Annotated in this window: 13 protein-coding genes; 3 read left to right on the top strand and 10 right to left on the bottom strand. The window is 50.0% G+C overall.

The features are described 5' to 3' along the window. Positions 1-92: 92 nt before the first annotated feature. The 10 genes from JK216_RS06450 to lrp form a co-directional block, all read right to left on the bottom strand. Positions 93-377 (bottom strand): hypothetical protein, encoded by a 285-nt coding sequence (locus JK216_RS06450; RefSeq protein WP_212706703.1) that lies wholly within the window; start codon positions 375-377, stop codon positions 93-95. A gap of 274 nt (positions 378-651) precedes the next feature. Continuing rightward, complete coding sequence (locus tag JK216_RS06445) at positions 652-1614, bottom strand: spore coat U domain-containing protein (protein WP_212706704.1); 963 nt, start codon at positions 1612-1614, stop codon at positions 652-654. Next, complete coding sequence (locus JK216_RS06440) at positions 1605-3950, bottom strand: fimbria/pilus outer membrane usher protein (RefSeq protein WP_212711123.1); 2346 nt, start codon at positions 3948-3950, stop codon at positions 1605-1607. The genes JK216_RS06445 and JK216_RS06440 overlap by 10 nt, the downstream gene beginning before the upstream one ends. Next, complete coding sequence (locus JK216_RS06435; RefSeq protein ID WP_212706706.1) at positions 3913-4629, bottom strand: fimbria/pilus periplasmic chaperone; 717 nt, start codon at positions 4627-4629, stop codon at positions 3913-3915. The genes JK216_RS06440 and JK216_RS06435 overlap by 38 nt, the downstream gene beginning before the upstream one ends. Before the next feature lie 14 nt (positions 4630-4643). After that, entirely contained in the window at positions 4644-5120 is a 477-nt protein-coding gene (locus tag JK216_RS06430; protein ID WP_212706707.1) for a spore coat U domain-containing protein, read from the bottom strand. 660 nt (positions 5121-5780) lie between these two features. Next, on the bottom strand, positions 5781-7073 hold the full coding sequence (serS, locus tag JK216_RS06425; RefSeq protein ID WP_212706708.1) for a serine--tRNA ligase: 1293 nt from the start codon (positions 7071-7073) through the stop codon (positions 5781-5783). A gap of 95 nt (positions 7074-7168) precedes the next feature. After that, positions 7169-8512: a replication-associated recombination protein A gene (locus JK216_RS06420; RefSeq protein ID WP_212709931.1), complete on the bottom strand. Its 1344-nt coding sequence runs from the start codon at positions 8510-8512 to the stop codon at positions 7169-7171. 7 nt (positions 8513-8519) lie between these two features. Further along, positions 8520-9131, bottom strand: a complete 612-nt coding sequence (gene lolA, locus JK216_RS06415; RefSeq protein ID WP_212711122.1) for an outer membrane lipoprotein chaperone LolA — start codon at positions 9129-9131, stop codon at positions 8520-8522. 178 nt (positions 9132-9309) lie between these two features. Further along, complete coding sequence (locus JK216_RS06410; RefSeq protein WP_212711121.1) at positions 9310-12846, bottom strand: DNA translocase FtsK 4TM domain-containing protein; 3537 nt, start codon at positions 12844-12846, stop codon at positions 9310-9312. 115 nt (positions 12847-12961) lie between these two features. Then, a complete protein-coding gene (lrp, locus tag JK216_RS06405; protein ID WP_038019770.1) occupies positions 12962-13456 on the bottom strand; it encodes a leucine-responsive transcriptional regulator Lrp in 495 nt (164 codons plus the stop codon). A gap of 510 nt (positions 13457-13966) precedes the next feature. Between lrp and trxB the strand changes: the two genes are divergently transcribed. The 3 genes from trxB (at position 13967) to cydC (ending at position 18566) form a co-directional block, all read left to right on the top strand. Next, complete coding sequence (gene trxB, locus JK216_RS06400; RefSeq protein ID WP_212706711.1) at positions 13967-14920, top strand: thioredoxin-disulfide reductase; 954 nt, start codon at positions 13967-13969, stop codon at positions 14918-14920. A gap of 146 nt (positions 14921-15066) precedes the next feature. Further along, positions 15067-16839 (top strand): cysteine/glutathione ABC transporter permease/ATP-binding protein CydD, encoded by a 1773-nt coding sequence (gene cydD, locus JK216_RS06395; protein WP_212711120.1) that lies wholly within the window; start codon positions 15067-15069, stop codon positions 16837-16839. Further along, a complete protein-coding gene (gene cydC, locus JK216_RS06390; protein ID WP_212711119.1) occupies positions 16836-18566 on the top strand; it encodes a cysteine/glutathione ABC transporter ATP-binding protein/permease CydC in 1731 nt (576 codons plus the stop codon). Before cydD ends, cydC begins: the two co-directional genes overlap by 4 nt. The last annotated feature ends 9 nt before the right edge of the window (positions 18567-18575 follow it).

The following is an 18575-nucleotide window of genomic DNA, read 5'->3' as shown; positions in this document are numbered from 1 at the left end:
CTTTTTTATATATAGAGCAGCAAACCCCGTATCCCGTATTTTAAAGCCACAGGGAATGATCTTCAGCAGGTCAGGAGAGCACATATCCGTAATCAGTAACTGACCTCCACCCGGCGGTATTGTGGCTGATGATCGTAAGTTTCAGCTTGCTGATGCACCCGCACCAGATAGGTGACGGAACGGGGACATTGCACGTTTACCTGCGGGCTATCAGCAGATGAAGCTACAGACATCGCGCAACGGTTAACCACTTGCAAACGAATATTTATACCAGCGTCAGTGAGTGCCGCCGTTACAGGGAAAACGAGACCAGCCAACACCAAGGCTAAAAATAACCGCACGCCTGCCAATAACCGATTACTGCACAGATTTCGCATACCCCTTCTCCTTTGCAATCACTGCGTAAGGCTTATGCTTTCCCGAAATGAAAATAAAACCACAACTGGCAATCTTTTCTATCTGTAATAACAGGTATACAAGGGTTCTGTAGCCGTATCAAATGAAAGTAAGAGACTAAATGACCGGAATCATATTAACCGGGGGAGATGATGACTGAGTGACTAAAAATCCATCAGAAAAATAAAGAATGGTGATAAATAATACCGAAGAAGTAAGCGCACAACAGAGAAATGTTGTGCACTCAGAAAACAGTTAATAGCGGAGGGTGACTGTCACTGTATCTGTATAGTTGCCCGCTGTCGGCCAGTTCTGGTCAGGCAGCACCCCGTAAACGATAAGGTTCTGACTGTTCCCGGTCGCGGAACGGACTGTCTGAGTATTAGTATCATTCCAGACCACACTGTGAGCCGCATCCTGGTAAAGCTGATAAGACACACACTGGTTATCTGCGGTATTACATAACTGACGGACCGATTGCTGGCTATGCAGCCCGTTGCCTAATGCTACCGAGAAAGAAGTGTTCACCGGGCAGGTCACTGACAGGGTCGAGATAGCCGTTGCCGATAATTGCGGTGATAACGCCGGGCTATGCTGGCCAAAATCAAGATCGCTGACCTGATCAAGCGTACAGCCTTGTTTTACTGAGGCAGTCGCTGAAACAGAAATTCTGTTCTGAGAGTAGGTATTGGGCATCGCTGCACAGGAAGGCAGCTGATTTCTGCTGCTAGCAAAGGCATATTTGTAATAGGCGAAAAAATTATATTTATAATAATCCATTGCGGTCAGTTTAGTCTGCCCCGCCAGAATACGGCCAGTCAGTATAAAGCTGCCGGATGCACTTTGCCCTGAGGGTACAGCCATATCAAACTGTGCAAATACGGAACTATTAGCACTCAGGGCCGTCTCCGGACTGTCTGACGGATAAACATTAAAATACAAAGGGTAACCACTGATACCATTCGGGTTCATGGCGACCGGTGCATTTTCATCTATAAAATTCAGGCACAGCCGGATGTAATCTGTTGACGGATCATAGCTGTTACAAGTAATACCGATCTGTGCTGTTGATGACACTGCCTGGCCGGGAGTTACGGTGCCAAAGTTGTACCCTGCCCCGTCACCGGTCCAGCAATGGGGATCTGCGGAGGCGCTGGCCGAAAAAAACAATCCGCCAGACAGCACCAGTAAAAAAATGAATATCCGGGTTACTGGCATACTGCCTCCATAGTAGTTATCGCTTTTCCTGCCGGCAGCTGCGCGGGCAACCTGATCCGGCATGTGCTGTCGGGTAAATGAACAATGGCAAAACCTTCCGCCGGCGGATTCTCAAGATAAATATTGCCTTCATAACCCACCACCGTTGTGCGGGTTCCCGTTTCGGGTTGCTGTCCGGCGGCGGTAACCACGCTGACAGGTGCAGCAAACGGCAGTGCTTTACCCTGTGTCTGTTTAACCGTCATCAGTAATGCACGGGCACGATAGATTCGGAAGTGCACCATTGCACCACCACCGCTTTCAGGAATAGCATTATCCTCCGTGTAAAGCGCACGAAAATCATCAGGCAGTGATAATACATCGATACTGATATTGTTACGGTAATAAGGCAGCAGGTTATTAAGAAACAGTTTTCCATCGCGGTCGGTTTTGCCGACTGGCTGATGCTCCAGATAAACCGGGATTCCCGCAATACCGTCGGTATCCACAAGGGCGAAACCATCCCCCAATTGTCGCGTGGCATAAAATGCATTAGCGAACAGACCCGCGGTTCCGGACAGGGAAGCATAATAATTATTCTGCTGACTGTAGCGGTTATAGCCCAATTCCAGGTCACTCCACTCGGTACGCTGGCGATAATCCAGATGCGTTGTGGCATTACTTCCGTTTTGTAGTGATACATCGCCCCCCCAGCCCGGTTTATTCGAAATCACCGATTTCGACCATGTCAGCTGATTGTTTGCAGACTGACTATCCTGCGAATGCTGTACGCTGACATACTGAGTATCTGAAAGGGGAACGCTTACACTGAGATACAGTGTTTTATCATGATCCATTTCCAGCGCCCGGGTGAGGCTGGCGGAAATATTGATATTATGACGGAAGGTTCCTGACCAGGAAAAACCGGCATAACTGCGGGTCTCCCCTGCATATTGACGGTTAATCCAGCTAGCACCTACTGTACCCGCCGCTCCCATGGACCAGCTGATAAAAGCATTGTCTGAACGTGTTGCCAGCTCACCTTCCGTTAATACCGACATGTCACGGTAATGGCTGTCACGGCGGGTATCTGTCAGCGAGAAACTGAGATGGCGGTTGGACCACTGCCAGCCAACTCCCCATTGTTTACCGTTCAGACGGTTATGTCTGCTGGCAGAAATATCTCCGTGGACAATGCCCAGCCACGGGGACAACAGATAATTAGCACCAATACCCCCATTCTGCAACGGTTCACCCTGCTCCGTATGCGCTTCCAGCGTCAGATCATCCCTGAGTCCATAACGTCCGTTACCGGTGACCATTAAGCCCGGGTTATAGCTGAAAGAACGATAACTGTAGTCTTTCCGTAACCAGCCGGCATTAATACTCCAGCTATTCAGCCCGCGAGATAACAGCAAATCGGATCCATAAATATTCAGGTTTACGACACGCTGTTGCCCGTTTATGTCAGTGATAACAACCTGTGCCGAGCTATTACCGGTAAATACCGGAGCCGTATTCAGGGTGAACTGTCCCGGTTCGACATGTTGTGTTGTCTGTCTTATTCCCTGAACATACAAATCGACGGTCGAAGGTAAAGCAACAGTATCGGAAAGAATATCCTGCGTTGAAGTATTAAAGTCGGGTTGCAGTGCGTAATTATGTGCCAGACTGACCCCGGCAAAACGCACACTGTTGGTCCATGACTGGCTGCCCGTATAACTGTCTCCGAGGGTTAAGCTCAGCAGTTTGTCGGTATTATTATAACTCCACGCACTCATCAGCCGCCGGGTTCCGTTATCGGTACCCGTGTCAGAATGATTAAAACGACTGTTAAAGGAAGTACTAAAGTTTCCCGGCCCTATTCCGAAAGAACGCAAGTCTGTATAAGCGCTCAGGCTCTGACTGTAAGGCTGCTCTGCACTATAAAGATTATAATCAAAGGCAATACCTTTGACCGGCGGGGAAAAGTCCTGACGAGTGATCAGTCCGTTAGATTGTGATGTTAACTTCTGATGCCCTGCCAGCCAGTCAACGGTTGCCCGGATATTTAACTGCTGTTGTAAATCATCATAAACCAGAGACAACCCGCCCCCGGAAACCATATCAACGGTATTATCTGCCGTTGCTAATTTATCAGTGCGGATATTCAGCTGCTTAAAATCTTGTGCAGAAATAAAAAAATGATCGCCACTTTTTCGAATCTGAAACAATCCGGGTACCGCAGCATCATTAACACTGACAGTTAAATAAAGAACTTCATCTGATACTGCACAGAAAGACACCGGCAGTAAAAACACTGCACTTAGCAGAGATAATTTACGGGCTGACAACTGGTACGGTCTGAGTCTCTGCATTATCATTTACATTGAAAGTAAGTGTTGAACCGGAATAATGTCCTTTGGGCAATGTCCACGAACGAGTGCTCTTTGCTAACACATACCCCAGCAACCCTTTATTTACAGGATAATGATGACCAGCCGATGATAATACGACATTACTTAATTTCAGGTGCTGTGAACTGTTATTTTCTATCCACAGGCGTTCAGGCACTGCCGATGTATCCAGATGAAATACAACCTGGCTGAGATTTATTACAGATGCGGGCGTATTAATAAACACCGGCAGATCATAACGGAGCAAAAACCTGACGGTCTGATTGCCATTCTGTGACGTTCCCGGCAACTCATCAACAACCAGCCGGTATGCCTGTTCTGCACCGCCAGCCGGAGGCACCGGCAATATCACCCTTAACAACTGCTGTTTTCCCGGCGGAATAGCCGTGATCGGCGGACTCACCAGTAACGAATGAGTCTCGCTCAGGACATCACTGCCGTTTTTCTGAGTCCACTGATAAACCCTGACCTGGGCACTGATAGGATCAACGCCGGTATTATTTACATAAATAGCTTTAACGTTCTCGCCGACAGAGAAATTAATATTTACCGGGTATACCTGTAAACTGGCAGCATAAGTCAGCGGAGAAATTAAAAAATAAATAATCAGTGCGCTATAAAAATATATTTTCCCGGTCATAGGTCCGCCGAGCCTTAGTAATTAACTGTCAGCGTAACTTTATCGGTATAATCACCAACCGGGGCAGTCTGCAATGACGTTCCGTTGATGACACCGTAGATATTAACAGGCTGTGCTATCCCGGTCCCCGTTCCGGAAGTCGATGCCACACTGGCACTCAGATTTGTCTGGTGATTGGCATCTGCATAAATAGCATAAGATACTTTATCACCTTTAGTATCAGACAAATTATACCCACTATTACTGGCAGCAGTTATATTGTAAGCCGTATCTTTAGTACAGGTCACGCTCCCGGTTGCTGTTCTGGATACATCACCGGCATTACTGTTCTGGGTACCAAAATCAAGATCACCCATACTAATAGTACAGGCCTTCTGCACCGTTAATTTCACATTCATATTTGCTGTAGCCGAACTGGTATCAGCATGAGCCATAACAGAAAAAAGTAATGCTGAACTTAAAGACGAAAGTACTAATGATTTCTTTAACATATCTATCTCTTTTTATTATTGATATTAAAAGCAGAGTTTTTATCCGGCTGATATAAAGCAACGCTATATAAGCGCGGCTGCATTATACGCCGCGCAATTAAAAATCCAATGTTGTAAAAGACAGACATTACACATTAATAGATTAAATACAAACATCTGCAAATAAAACAATTCACAGCATAAAAACCCACAAACGTTAAGATTAAAGGTTTTATGTTTCTATACTTCGGAGAATTCCGATATAAAGCACCAAAAATCAGGGAATGGTAATTGATAGGTTAAAACATTCAGATATGGAGGACAGTCTTTTTACCCTCACTTAATATATTATAATTATTAATTATCTCTCTAAGGTATCACGACTATAGGTAACTATAAACCGGTCACTTAATCGCATATCCATATGATAAATAAAAATTAAATATTTCCCACGGCAGGCCGGACACCCTGTCAGGGTCAGGCAGCTAATAATATCACATTGTTATTAGTTCCCGGTGTTTTTATCAACATGAATAAGACAACAGCGCCTGCTAACTAATAATCCGGCCCGACAGGTTGGTCTTCATCAACCAGGCAGTCTTTGTCCTGTTCAGGCTAAGAGGAGAGATAAAAAAAAACCTGCCACTAAATACCGGCAGGTTTTTTTCAGAGAATACGGCATTAGCCGATAAATTCCAGATTGTTCATATAAGGGCGCAGTACCCCGGGTACCTGAATTCGTCCATCAGCCTGCTGATAATTTTCCAGCACCGCGACCAGAGTACGGCCCACAGCCAGCCCGGACCCATTCAGGGTATGTAATAAACGGGTCTTTTTATCATTTTTGCTCCGGCAGCGTGCCTGCATACGGCGGGCCTGGAAGTCCATCATGTTGGAACAGGAAGAAATTTCACGATAGGTATTCTGTGCCGGTAACCAGACTTCAAGGTCATAAGTTTTGCTGGCCCCGAAGCCCATATCACCGGTACAGAGCAGCATTTTCCGGTAAGGGAGGTTCAGTAATTGCAATACTTTTTCTGCGTGCCCGGTCAGTTCTTCCAGTGCCTGCATTGAATTTTCAGGAGCCACTATCTGCACCATTTCAACTTTATCGAACTGGTGCATACGGATTAACCCACGGGTGTCGCGGCCATAAGATCCGGCTTCAGCACGGAAACACGGAGTATGCGCAGTCATTTTAATCGGCAGCGCATCTTCATCGATGATTTCATTACGCACCAGATTAGTTAACGGAACTTCTGCCGTCGGAATCAATGCATAACTGCTGCTGTCAGCTTCTTCTTCAAGCGGACGGGTATGAAACAAGTCATTACCGAATTTGGGCAACTGACCGGTACCATATAATGAGTCATGGTTAACCAGATAAGGCACATACATTTCTGTATATCCATGCTGGCTGGTATGCAAATCCAGCATAAACTGACTTAATGCGCGGTGCATACGGGCAATCTGCCCTTGCATCACCACAAACCGGGATCCGGTCAGTTTAACTGCAGAGGCGAAATCCATCCCGCCAGCCAGTTCACCCAGGTCTACATGATCCCGGACGGTGAAATCAAAGGTCGCCGGTGTTCCCCAGCGGCTGACTTCCTGGTTATCACTGTCATCTTTCCCCTGAGGTACAGCTTCGGCAGGCAGGTTCGGTAATACCAGACAGAAATCACGAATTTCGGTCTGAAGCGCCTCCAGCTCAGCTTTCGCTGTATCCAGACGCTCACCCAGTTCATTCACTTCCTTACGCAATGGCTCGATATCTTCCCCACGCGCCTTGGCCTGACCGATGGATTTGGATCGTGAATTGCGTTCAGCCTGAAGGTTCTCTGTTTCTACCTGCAGTACTTTACGACGTTCCTCCAGAGAACGTAACATTTCAACATCCAGAGTAAATCCCCGGCGTGCCAGTTTTTCTGCAACTGCGTCTGGCTCATTACGCAGCAGATTGGGATCGAGCATGCTAATCCTGTGTATGAGTTAATGGATTGAATATTCGTTGGATGTTTCCAACAAAACGACATAATGTTGCTACTCACCTTACCGCAATGTTTTTGTCAGCGGTAGCGTTTTGTCGGGCTATTTTGGTCCTGTTCGGCCAGCCATGCCAGCTTTTCTGCGATTTTAGTCTCAAATCCGCGCTCAACTGGTGAATAATAGTGCGAACCTGCCATTTCAGGAGGAAAGTAATTTTCTCCGGCGGCATAGGCATTAGGTTCATTATGTGCGTAGCGATACTCTTTGCCCAGCCCCATCTCTTTCATCAGCCTGGTCGGCGCATTACGTAAATGTTCGGGAACATCATAATCAGGATGTTCTCTGGCAGCACGCATGGCGGCATTAAACGCACTATAGACGGCATTACTTTTCGGAGCACAGGCCAGATAAACAATCGCCTGCGCTATTGCCCGTTCACCTTCTGCCGGCCCTACCCTGGTAAAGCAATCCCATGCCGCTAACGCCACCTGCATCCCTCTGGGATCAGCATTACCGACATCTTCTGACGCTATTGCCAGCAAGCGCCTGGCAACGTAGAGGGGGTCGCCCCCTGCAGTAATAATCCGCGCATACCAGTACAAAGCTGCATCCGGAGCCGAACCCCGTACCGATTTATGCAGAGCAGAAATAAGATCATAAAAACGATCGCCCTTATTATCGAAGCGGGCCGATCGCTCACCGGCAACTTCAGTCAGTAACTCAGCCGTCAGCAGACGTTGCCCCTGTGCATCCGGTTCAGCCATATCAGACATCATTTCTATGGTATTCAGGGCTCTGCGGGCATCCCCGTTAACCAGTTCCGCAATCATCCGTCGAGTTTCCCGCGGCAGTACAATGTTCTGTCCCCCCAGCCCGCGGCGGCTATCTTCCATGGCATGGCTGATAACCTGTTCAATATCTTCTGCGGTCAGAGACTTCAGTAAATATACCCGTGCCCGTGACAACAGTGCTGAATTAAGCTCAAAGGAAGGGTTTTCGGTCGTTGCCCCGATAAAAGTAATGGTGCCGTCTTCAATATGGGGCAGAAAGGCATCCTGCTGACTTTTATTGAAACGGTGAACTTCATCAACAAATAAAATCGTCCTGCGACCTGTTTGCCGGCTCTGTCTGGCCCTTTCAATCGCTTCGCGAATCTCTTTTACCCCGGAGGTGACCGCTGATATCCGTTCCACACTGGCATCTGCGTAACGGGCGATAATTTCGGCCAGGGTCGTTTTTCCGGTCCCTGGTGGCCCCCACAGGATCATCGAATGCAGATGGCCGGCTTCGATGGCGCGGGGTAAAGGCTTCCCCGCCGCCAGTAAATGCTGCTGACCACTATACTCTGCCAGTGTCTGTGGCCGCATCCGCGCGGCCAGAGGTTGAAATTCGCTGGCAGAAAAATCCAGGGAAAGAGTATCCACTGTCACCTCACTGACGCTGGTCATCCAGCGTAACGCCTTTCGGCGGAGTAAATGTAAATTTATCAGGGCTGATTGCACCATTTTGCTGGTTTTTCAGCTGATAGCTGGTGCGCTGCCCGTCCTGTTCAACGGCGCTGAATTGCCGGATAGTCCCGTCAGGCGCGACATTTATGGTGAACTGCTTCAGATTACTGTTGCTGTTTTTCGGTGTCAGTTCAAAATTATCTCCTTGCTGGCTGACATTGTAATTTTTCCAGTCCGATGACTGATTACGGGCAATCAGCATAAACGGGGTATTACTGGTGGCGTTTTTCAGCCAGCTGGCCGTCACCTGTTCAACAAACGGGTTATAAAACCATAACGTTTTACCGTCGGAGATGATGGTACTTTCATCAGGGGCTGTCATATGCCAGTTAAACAGGCTGGGACGCTTAACCCACAATTCACCGGCACCATCCTGGACATTATTACCGGAACCATCCGTGACCTTCTGGCTAAACGCGGCATGAAAACTGCTGACTTTATTCAGCCGTGCCTGTAATCCGGCAGCATCATCTGCCAGCACACTGGCTGACATCAGCAAGGTTACGGCACCTGTAGCAAGCAGATATTTTCTCATTTCATCTTTTTCCTTATTCTGTTATTCCGGTCCGGCATTATTTACCCTAGCCGCTGTCATATGATTCCGACAGGAGAAAAAACTGAAAGCGGTTAGCCACACTATGGGGATGGCGCAGCAGATAAGCAATGGGCCAGAAAATTCTGGCCCATTGCTGGTTAGTTAATATCCCGGTGAATTACATTTCATGGGGCGGAGGCGCCAGGACCTCACGGTTACCGTTATGACCAGGTTCAGAGACAATTCCCTGAGCCTCCATCTGCTCAATAATACGGGCAGCACGGTTATAACCAATACGGAACTGCCGCTGGACCCCGGAAATAGAGGCTCGGCGTTTTTCCACCACAAATCCGACCGCCTGGTCAAATAACGGGTCAAGTTCTTCACCATTATTATCACCGCCGCCGGAGCCACTCTCACTCTCATCACCCGCCGTAATACTGTCAATATACTGAGGGCGACCACGGGCTTTCCAGTCCTGCACCACTGCATGAACTTCCTGATCACGAACAAAGGCACCGTGGACACGCACCGGCATCGATGAGTTCGGTGGCATATACAGCATATCGCCCATCCCGAGCAGAGATTCAGCGCCAGCCTGATCAAGAATGGTTCTTGAATCTATTTTACTGGATACGGTAAACGCAATACGGGTTGGAATATTAGCTTTAATCAGACCGGTAATAACATCCACCGACGGTCGCTGGGTTGCCAGCACCAGATGTATTCCTGCGGCACGTGCTTTCTGCGCCAGGCGGGCAATCAGTTCTTCAACTTTTTTACCTACGGCCATCATCAGGTCGGCAAACTCATCCACCAGAACCACAATGTAAGGCAGTTTTTCCAGGACCGGTGGCGTCGTGTCCATACTGTCTCCCGGTTTCCAGAACGGATCAGGAATCGGACGCCCCATGGCTTCAGCCTGCTCTACTTTCTCGTTATAACCTGCCAGGTTACGTACTCCCAGCGCGGACATCAGTTTATAACGGCGTTCCATTTCTCCGACACTCCAGCGCAACGCATTGGCTGCATCTTTCATATCGGTAACCACTTCTGTCAGCAAATGAGGTATACCTTCATACACTGAGAGTTCCAGCATTTTAGGGTCGATCATAATAAAACGAACTTCATCAGGTGTTGCTTTGTATAGCATACTGATGATCATCGCATTTACACCAACTGACTTACCTGACCCTGTAGTACCGGCCACCAGCAAATGGGGCATTTTTGCCAGATCAGCCACCACCGGCTGCCCGGCAATATCTTTACCCAGTACGACCGCTAACGGTGACGGATTATCCCGGAATTTTGCACAGTCCAGCACTTCACGCAAATAAACGGTTTGACGATGTTTGTTCGGTAACTCCAGACCGACATAAGGTTTGCCGGGGATAACTTCAACAATACGCACCGCTACCGCCGATAAAGAACGCGCAAGGTCCCGCGACAAATTAGAAATTCTGGCAGCTTTCACCCCCGGCGCCAGGTCCAGCTCAAAGCGGGTGATCACCGGTCCGGGAGAAATGCCAACCACTTCCGCTTTCACACGAAAATCGCCCAGCCGTGCTTCGACCAGTTTACCTGTCTGCTCAAGGGCGAACATATCGACCGGTTCTTCCTCCGACGGAGGAGGCGTCAGTAAATCCAGCGTTGGCAGCGGTGTGGATGGTTTTTCCAGCGGCTGTTCATGACGAACCAGGAACGGATGGAACAGGCTTTGCTGCTGGCTGCTGGCTGCCGGTTGTGCTCCCTGAACAGCAGTGGTTTCTGCTGGCTGCGGGGTCACCGCCGGACGGGCAGCAGACAAATTCGGACTGTGCGAATCCACAGGTGCTGACACGGGCATTTCAGGTGCAGCTGCGGGGACTTCCGGTTCTGGTTCAGTCGCAGGGGCGATAGTGAACAAAGGTTCACCGGGCCCCTCATCGACCAGGTCTTTCATCGGCGAAAAGTCGAATGCAGATAATGTTTCAGCGGATACTGATGCTACCGACGGCTCCGGCCCGGCAGGCGTTGGTGCGGGAACATCCCGGTAACGCTGCTGCTGATGCTCGGCAAACTGACGGGCCAGTGCTGCCTGTTGCAACATATCTTCATCCTGAGTCGCATCATCGTCATCTGTATGGCCATAACGCTCAGTTTGTTGTTTTGCGAATGCCTGACCTAATTCTGCCTGTTCAAATGCAGCAGCTTCCTCATCCGTACAGGAGGCATCAAAGCCGCCTGTATGCGCTTTTTCCGCTTCGCGTGCTTTTTCTTCTGCCATCCGCTGTGAGGGCAGTTTAATTCCATAAGACGCCATTTCACGGCGGGTGGGTAAACGCACCGGATTTGGTCGTGGCAACTCAGGCCCGCCAATCCCTTTTTTCACCTGCGGATTGTTGTCACGGGTTTTATCTGCAACCGCTGTCTGAGAGGATAATTTTCCCATACTGGCAGCGACTGCAAACGGTGACTGTCCCGCAGGTTTGACCACTGTCGCAGCAGTTGCAGCAGCAACGGGTTGTTCATGCACAGCAGCTGTTACTGACTCAGCCCGGGCCGCTGTCGCAGCCACAGCATCGGGAACGACGACAGATTCAGGGACGTCAAAGTGATAACGCGGTGGCGGTGGCGCGGTGGTTATGCTGTCTGTCGGTGCAGTATACGCCTGGCGTGCAACGGCAGGTTCCGGTCGTGCCGGAGATGGATTTTTCTGTGCAGCTGCAACCTTGTTTATTTCGGAAACCACCGGTTCAGCAGGCAGGGCAGCAACCGTATGTTCCACAGATTCAGACGGTGAAGACCAGCGCGACGGACTGAATAGCGGATCATTATCATCCTCACTGTCCGGCGTAACAGGCATGCTGAACAACGGGTCATCGTTTTTTGTATGGCTGTTTGTTGCCAGTGAACTGAATAACGGATCATTATCTTCATCCGTAGCTTCAGCAGCAGGATGAACTTCCGAAAATGATGCTGCTGACGCAGGCTGCTTGTTACGCAGTAACGGGTCTGCAACGACGTCCCCTGGCGGCACTGTTGCCGGTTTTTTTATTGCCGCCGGCCCCTGCTCAAACACCTCAGCATCATCTTCATCATCCCCGTATTCATCACCGCGGGAACGGTTGCTGGCAAAGGTCAGTACTGACATTACCGCGCCACCAATTTTTTCCGCAATCGTCAGCCATGACCAGCCGGTATACAGGGTGATACCTGCCGCCCAGACACACAACAGCACCAGGGTACCTGTGGCCTGATTTAAATATGGCGCCATCGCACTGCTGACCAGGCTGCCAATAACCCCCCCGGAAGCAAAATACCAGATATCATCTGCATTTATCGCCGCCAGACCACAGGTAGTGACCACTAAAGCCAGCACCCCTATCAGGCGTAAACCGATAGCAAAATAATCAATGTAGTCTTCATAGTTGCGGTGGCGAAAGGTTATCCAGCACAGGCCAAGGATCACCAGCGGAATAGCATACGCCATTACCCCGAAAACAAATAACAGGGTATCCGCAAGCCATGCGCCGGGGCTGCCGCCAAGGTTATGAATTGGTTCGTGCCAGGCAGTCTGAGACCAGCTGGGGTCAGAGGGATTGAAACTGACCAGCGACACCATCAGATAAACAGCAAAAAGAGCTACCAGAATAAGTAAAGCTTCCAGCAGCCGCCGCCCGCTACTCAGCGGGGTAAGAGATACTTCTTTGTCTTCTGTATATTCCTGGCTCAAGTGAACTCTCCAGGTGCCTGTCAACTAAAGAGAGGAACAGCACCGGTATTAGCACTGTCCCTGTATGAATTCACAGGAGTGTACCTAATTGCTAACGCTTTTGCACCTGCCTGATTTAGCGAGTTTTAATCACCAGACGGTTGCTCTGTTTTACTTCTTCCATCACCACATAGGTACGGGTATCGTTCACACCCGGCAAGCGTAGCAAGGTTTCACCGAGTAATTTACGGTATGCCGACATATCGGGAACACGGGTTTTCAGCAGATAATCAAAATCGCCGGATACCAGGTGACACTCCTGAGTTTCCTCAAGTTTTTGTACCGCAGCATTAAACTGCTCAAAAACATCAGGCGCCCCGCGATTCAGAGTTATCTCAACAAAAACCAGTAACGAAGCATCCAGATAATGTGGATTGAGTAACGCCGTATAACCCAGAATAAAACCCTGGCGTTCGAGGCGGCGAACCCGCTCAAGGCATGGCGTAGGTGATAACCCGACACGTTTTGAAAGCTCAACATTCGAAATACGGCCATCTTTTTGCAGCTCGTTCAGAATGTTTCTGTCAATGCGATCCAAATCTTTGCCAGGGCGTTTCTTGTTGTCTGTCATTATTATTGTCTCTCTTTTTCCTTCCCTAAGACTACCTGCCCGTTAATCGTTTCATGATTCAGGGCATGAATTATGGTAAAGCAACTACCTGCTGTATTCGTGTTTTCAGCACCTTTCACTGTCTGTCCACGCTGAAAGGCGCTAAATTCTATTCAGGTGTATATATTCAGTGTTTCGGACCAACACTCGCGCGGTCTGTATTCACTGAACATGATTTGCTTCCCCCCATGTTTTCGCAAAACAGCAGGCGATTGTCAAAGTAAAACATACAATTTCAGTACATCATTCCGTAACCTGCCGTTTGTCATGTTTTGAAGAGGCTGTTTTGGGCTATTTTATCTGTCAGAACACGGCAAAATTACCTCATAACCCTGCTTTTGCTGATTAACGATTACTTTTAACGTTTGCAATAATAAGTAATCTCATCCGCGGAACTCTTTTTTTCAATCGTCACTTTGCCTACAATCACAGAATTATTTGCCTGCGGGCTATTTATTGAGGAAATAAAGCATGGCCAAACACAGTAAATTACTTATCCTGGGTTCCGGGCCTGCGGGTTACACCGCAGCGGTTTATGCTGCGCGCGCTAACCTGAAACCTGTACTGATCACCGGTGTGGAAAAAGGCGGACAGCTGACCACCACGACTGACGTCGAAAACTGGCCTGGTGACCCTGAGGGGCTGACGGGTCCGGCGCTGATGGAACGTATGCACGAGCATGCTGTCAAGTTCGATACAGAAATCGTGTTTGATCATATTCATACTGTCGATCTGAAAAACCGTCCCTTCCGTCTGATCGGCGATAGCGGTGAATATACTGCCGATGCACTGATTATTGCGACAGGAGCGTCGGCCCGTTATATCGGCTTGCCTTCCGAAGAAGAGTTCAAAGGTAAGGGTGTATCAGCCTGTGCAACCTGTGACGGATTTTTCTATCGTCAGCAAAAAGTCGCCGTGGTCGGTGGCGGGAACACCGCTGTAGAAGAAGCCCTGTACCTGTCGAATATCGCTTCAGAAGTACACCTGATTCACCGCCGCGACACTTTCCGCGCAGAAAAGATCCTGATTAACCGGTTGATGGAAAAAGTCGCCAGCGGCAATATCGTTTTACATACAAACCGCACTCTGGATGCCGTAACCGGTGATGATATGGGTGTTACCGGAGCTCGCCTGATGCCTACCGATGGCAGTACTGACGCTGAACAGATCGACGTCGCCGGGGTATTTATCGCTATCGGACACAGCCCGAACACCGCTATTTTTGCCGATCAACTTGAACTGAATAATGGATATATTGTTGTGCAGTCCGGTCTGAACGGCAATGCCACTCAGACCAGCATTCCCGGTGTATTCGCCGCCGGAGACGTTATGGACCATACCTACCGTCAGGCCATTACCTCTGCCGGAACCGGATGTATGGCAGCCCTGGATGCAGAGCGGTATCTGGATGGTCTGGCAGAATAACCATTCATTATAGTTACGCTATTCTTATGACAAAGGCGACGGTGAAACTGTCGCCTTTTTGCTGTCTGCCATGCTAGAGTACCGGTACTTTTCAAGGGGATATTAATTATCACCGCCGGTAGCTGACTCTCACTTAGCAGAATCCAATGAATAAATCCCGACAACAGTTTTTACTTCGCTGGCTAAAACAACAAAGACATTACGGTGGCCGCTGGCTGCGTCTTTCGGTTATCAGCGGGGTCTTCAGTGCCGTACTGATTATTGTCCAGGCCGGTTTACTGGCACTCCTGCTGGAAAACTTCATCCTGAAACAGCAGATTCCCGTAAACACACTGCCGTTGCTGCTGGTCCTTGCCGGCTGTTTTGTGTTGCGCGCTCTGTTACATTACTTTCGCGAACTTTTTGGATTCCGGGCAGGTATGGCAATCCGGCAGGCTATTCGCCAGCAAATTATCGACCGGCTGGAAAGCTGCGGGCCGGTATGGGTTAAAACGCGCCCCACGGGCAGCTGGACGACCCTGCTGCAGGAACAGATCGAAAATATGCAGGATTACTACGCCCGTTATCTGCCACAGATGTCACTGGCTGCCTTAATTCCGCTGATGATTCTGATCGTGCTGGCCCCGGTTAACTGGGCCGCCGCCTTAATTCTGTTTTGTACTGCGCCGCTGATCCCCCTGTTTATGGCGATGGTCGGAATGGGCGCGGCAGAAGCTAACCGCAGAAATTTTCATGCCCTTGCCCGTCTCAGCGGTGATTTTCTGGACCGTCTGCGTGGTCTGGATACACTGCGCCTTTTTCACCGGGGGCAGGCAGAACAACAAGCCATCGCCGACAGCTCTGAGCAATTCCGCCAGCGGACGATGGAAGTCCTGCGGATGGCATTTTTATCTTCTGCTGTACTGGAATTTTTCGCAGCCATTTCTATCGCGGTGGTGGCGGTTTATTTCGGGTTTTCCTATCTTGGTGTGCTGCATTTCGGCGATTATCATCGCGGTGTCACCCTGTTTGCCGGATTCCTGGTATTAATACTGGCTCCTGAGTTTTTCCAGCCATTACGCGATCTTGGCAACTTTTATCATGCTAAAGCACAGGCAGTTGGCGCTGCTGATGTGCTTGAAGCATTTCTCCGGCAAAGCCCGCAGGAAAGCACCGCGACTGAATCACTGCGCCCGCAATGGCAAGGCGCGGTGGCACTGGTGGCCACCAATATGGTCGTCACCACTGCCAGCGGCCAGCCCCTGACGGAGCCCCTGAATTTTACCCTCGCCGCAGGGAAAAGAGTTGCTCTGCTCGGGACCAGTGGTGCCGGTAAAACATCCCTGATGAATGCCTTGCTTGGTTTTTTACCTTATACCGGATCACTGACGATTAATGGCAGCGAATTACGCGATACGGACACGGAGTACTGGCAGAAAAATATCGCCTGGGTTGGACAAAATCCGGTTCTGCCGGAAACAACCCTCCGCGAAAACATTACTTTCGGCCGAGCCTGTGACGATAAACAATTTCAGCAGGCACTGCATTCTGCAGGTATCCATGACTTTATCCGTCAGTTACCGCAGGGGGCTGAAACGGCTATCGGTGATAATGCCAGTGGTTTATCCGTCGGACAGGCGCAACGTATCGCCGTCGCGAGGGCATTACTGTTACCCGCCAGCCTGATGCTGTTGGATGAACCCGCAGCCAGCCTGGACAGCCGCAGTGAACAGCAAGTTATGCGGGCGTTACAACAAGCCTCTTTACAGCAAACAACCCTGATGATCACCCATCAGCCTCAGGGCCTGCAGGACTGGGATGAGATCTGGGTAATGGGCCGCGGTCAGATAATCCAGCGTGGTCGCTGGCAGGAACTGGCCGCCACACCGGGTGCTTTTCGCGACATGGTGCAGCATCGCAGCAAGGAGTTACAGTCATGAAAACGTTACTGCCTTTTTTGCGTTTATGGCAACGCCACTGGTTACTGCTAACCCTCGGGGTGATGCTGGCGATCCTTACCCTGCTGGCCAGTATCAGTCTGCTGACACTGTCGGGCTGGTTCCTTGCGGCATCAGCGGTGGCAGGTACTGCCGGTCTGTACAGTTTCAACTATATGCTGCCGGCCGCAGGGGTACGTGGTGCAGCGATTATCCGTACCGCAGCACGTTATTTTGAGCGCTTAGTCAGCCATGACGGCACATTCCGTGTACTGCAACACCTGCGGGTCTACACTTTCAGTAAACTTTTCCCCCTCTCCCCTGCCGGTCTGGCAACGTTTCGCCAGGGAGACTTACTGAACCGCTTTGTCGCTGATGTCGATAATCTGGACCATCTTTATCTGCGTGTTCTGTCACCGCTGATCGGGGCTCTGTGCGTCATCGTTGCGGTGACCACCGGTCTCAGCTTTCTCAGCCTGTCACTGGCACTGGTGACAGGAGGGATTATGCTGCTTACCCTGCTGATCCTGCCGCCGCTGTTTTACCGGCTGGGGAAATCTTCAGGCCACGATCTGACCGCCCTGAATGCAGAATACCGGCTACAGCTGACCCGCTGGCTGAGCAGCATGGCTGAACTTAAAATTTACCAGCATCAGAAAAGCTGGCAACAGCAATTGTCTGCAACCGGCCAGCAATTAATCGCGGCCCAGCAACGCCAGCATGCATTAACCGCCGCGTCTCAGAGTGTGCTGATGATCATTACCGGGATCAGTGTCTGTATTGTGCTCTGGCTAGGGGGCGAATGGCTGAGCGGACCTGACAATAACCCGACACTACTGGCTTTGTTTGTCTTTTGTGTCCTGGCTGCTTTTGAATCTCTCGGCCCGGTCGCCTCGTCTTTTCTGCATATTTCGCGGGTAATACTTTCCGCCAGCCGTTTAAGCGAATTGTTACAACAAGCTCCGGCAGTGGTCTTTCCTGAAGCGTCACCGGCCACGCCAGGCCAGATATCCATACAGGTCACTGACCTGGGTTTCCGCTATCCGGGTCAGGGGCAATGGGTACTTAACGATCTGAGCCTGAAAGTGGATTCCGGTGAGAAAATAGCCTTACTCGGATTGACTGGATGTGGGAAGTCTACGCTGTTGCAATTGCTCACCCGTGCAGCTGACCCGGATAAAGGCGGGATCAGTTTCAATAATCTGCCACTGACAGAATGGGATGAAGCCACTCTTCGCCAGCGTACCAGCGTAGTTACACAGCGTGTGGCTTTATTTAATCAGACCTTACGGGATAATTTGCTGCTGGCGTCCCCGCACAGCAGTGACAGTGATCTGACAGAGGTATTACAACAGACCGGGCTGCATAGCCTGCTGGAGGGTGAAGGCCTGAACGGCTGGATGGGCGAAGGCGGCAGAACCCTCTCCGGGGGCGAATTGCGCCGTTTAGCTATTGCCCGGGCGATGCTGCATCAGGGGGAACTCTGGTTACTGGATGAGCCAACCGAGGGGCTTGATGCCACAACTGAGCAACAAATTCTGCACTTACTCCGACAGGTTACCCGCGATAAAACGCTGATTATGGTCACACACCGCCTGAGCGGACTGACAGAAATGGACCGCATCTGCGTACTGGAGGACGGCAGAATCATTGAACAGGGTCATCACCGGCAATTACTGGAGCACCGGGGGCGTTACTGGCAATTCAGCCAGCGTCTGAGGGATCAGTGAGCAGAGAAT

The sequence above is a fragment of the Tatumella sp. JGM94 genome, assembly GCF_018257595.1.
Classification (GTDB): Bacteria; Pseudomonadota; Gammaproteobacteria; order Enterobacterales; family Enterobacteriaceae; genus Tatumella; species Tatumella punctata.
Note: the sequence above shows the minus strand (reverse complement) of the source record. Positions and strands in the feature narration are given on the sequence as shown.